Annotated in this window: 2 protein-coding genes; both read right to left on the bottom strand. The window is 54.5% G+C overall.

All coding sequences use genetic code 11. From position 1 onward, the window contains the following. Positions 1-1,028 (bottom strand): ATP-binding protein (locus MVK46_RS04835; RefSeq protein WP_297535516.1); only part of this gene is annotated, 1,028 nt, incomplete at its 3' end. A gap of 102 nt (positions 1,029-1,130) precedes the next feature. Next, positions 1,131-2,195: a M20/M25/M40 family metallo-hydrolase gene (locus MVK46_RS04830; protein ID WP_297535515.1), complete on the bottom strand. Its 1,065-nt coding sequence runs from the start codon at positions 2,193-2,195 to the stop codon at positions 1,131-1,133. Between the last annotated feature and the right edge of the window lie 83 nt (positions 2,196-2,278).

The raw sequence follows: 2,278 nt of genomic DNA, 5'->3' as shown, positions 1-2,278 counted from the left end.
AGGAACTCCCTCGCTAGGTCCTCAAAGCGAACCGAGAAAACCTTGTAGAGGCCATCGAGCTTGGCGGTTCCCGAGGCTATCTCGGCCATCTGGGGGTAAGTCAGAACGAACCAGCCCAGCAGAACCGGGTCGCTTATCCGATACAGGCTCACCTTCCTGCTCCCGAGGATTGGGGTTTCCTTCTCGACGAAGCCGAGCCTCATGAGGGTCTCGATGTAGGGATAAACGCTCCTCGCCGGAAGGCCGAGGTAGTTCGCAATCCTCTCAAGCCTTCTGTTGCCCTCTGCAATCGCCCTGAGGATTGAGAAGTAAGTTTTAAGCTCCCTCAGCTCCTCGCCGAGGATTACGTAGGGCTCGTCGTAAAACAAACCATAGTCGCTCAAGAACTCCTCTCTAACGAACTCCTCAATCGATGAATAGCGGGAAGCGAGCCTCAGGTAAGGCGGAATTCCCCCAACGAGCATGTAAGCCTTTATCCCGTATTCCTTGTCTTGAAAAAACTTCAGGGCGTTGGGGTAATCTAAGGGCTTCAGATGAAGGCTCCTCGTCCTCCTGCCGTAGAGGGGCGAAGCGTGACTTAGAACGTCGTCCCACATCATGCCGAGCAGAGAGCCGGAGATGACGAGCATGACGTTTTTCTCGCTCAAAATTCCGTCCCAGACCCTCTGGAGGTCGCTCAGAATCTTCCGGTCGGACTTTATGGCGTAGGTGAACTCGTCAAGGACTATGAGGCAGTCCTCTGCCCTCTCGGCGAGATAGCTCAAGAGGTCGAACCAGTTATCAGTCTCAACCTTCAGTATCAGCTCGTCCCCAAGGAACGATGAAATGGCGCGCTTGAACTCCTTCATCTGCACTTCCCTTATCGCCTCGGGGAACGTGAAGAAGAAGGTCTTCCTGCCCTTGGAGAACTCGCGCATCAGCCTCGTCTTTCCAACTCTCCTCCTTCCGTAGAGAACGACGAATGATGGCCGATTCTCCCACTCCCACTCGAGAACCTTCATTTCCCTCTCGCGGTCTATGAACTCCACAGCTTTCACCAGATTGTATAAACACGATTATATATAAATGCGTTTCGATAAAATCCCCAAGTAACTGGTGGAGCCTTGCCCAAAAGAGGGAAGACGAAAGGCTCACTCCTTCGGCTCGTTCCCGCCGTAAATCTCGTTTAAAGCTTTTAGGAACTCGCTTGCCGTAACAACGTCCCTGACATCTATGCGCTCGAACTTGGTGTGCGAGATGTCGAGGTTGCCGGGACCGAAAACTATCGTCCTCGTTCCGTTGTACATGAAGTTTATCGCGTCCGTCCAGCTCCTCATCCCGCCGAACTCGTCGAGGCCAGTTTTCTCCATCGCCTCCTTGGCGAGCTGGACTATCTCCTCGTCCGGCTCGAGCCTGTAGCCGTCCCATATCTCGGTGTACTCGTAGCTCTTGGTGTACTCGTCGAGTATCGGGTCCATTAAATCCAGAACGTCCTCGACCTCCTGCTCCGGCAGAAGCCTCGCCTCGAGCCTTCCCTTGCACAGGGCCGGGATTAGGTAGACGGGGTTCTCGCAGACGAGCTCCTGAATGCCTATGTGCGGGTCGAAGAACTCGCCCTTGGCCTCGAAGGGTTCGAGCTTTTTGAGTTCTTCCAGCATCTTGTAGGTCTCTTCAATCGCGTTCACACCGCTCTCCGGACAGGCGCCGTGGGCTTCTTTGCCGTCCACCTCGAAGTAGGCCTCGATGTTGCCGGCGTGTGCGATGTGGACTTCGAGGTCGGTCGGCTCAAGGACAACGGCCATTCTCGGTTTGTAGCGCTCCATGAAGAGCGCGCTCCCGCGACCGCCGAGTTCCTCGTCGCTGACGAAGACGATGCCAACGTTGAGGTCTTTGTTTTCCTTCCTCAGCTCCTCGAGCATGAGAAGAATTGCCGCGGCTCCACCCTTAATATCGCTTGCTCCGGTGCCGTAGATTATGTTGCCCCTGACGAAGGGCTCTGCGCGAATCGGTATCGTGTCAACGTGGACCTCGTAGAAAAGCTCCGCTTCCGGGTTCACGACGAGGTCTATTATCTCGCCGTCGCTCTCTATCTTGACGTCGTAGTCGAGCCTGTGCAGGAACTCCATAATGTGGAGCATGAGCCTGTCTTCCTGGCCCGAAGGCGAGGGTATCTTCAAAAGCTGGAGGAGTATCTCCTTCGCTCTCTCGGTCTTCATTTGGTTCACCTAATGGATTTTGGATTGTGAGCTTATAAAACCCTCACCCATGCCACTTTTCGTCAAGGGGCTTGAGAAGACTT

Origin of the sequence: Thermococcus sp. (assembly GCF_027066465.1) — an archaeon.
Taxonomy (GTDB): Archaea; Methanobacteriota_B; Thermococci; order Thermococcales; family Thermococcaceae; genus Thermococcus.
Note: the sequence above shows the minus strand (reverse complement) of the source record. Positions and strands in the feature narration are given on the sequence as shown.

Excerpts from the sequence above, each read along its gene's own strand:
- MVK46_RS04830 (WP_297535515.1), bottom strand. The coding sequence starts at position 2,195 with ATGAAGACCGAGAGAGCGAAGGAGATACTCCTCCAGCTTTTGAAGATA.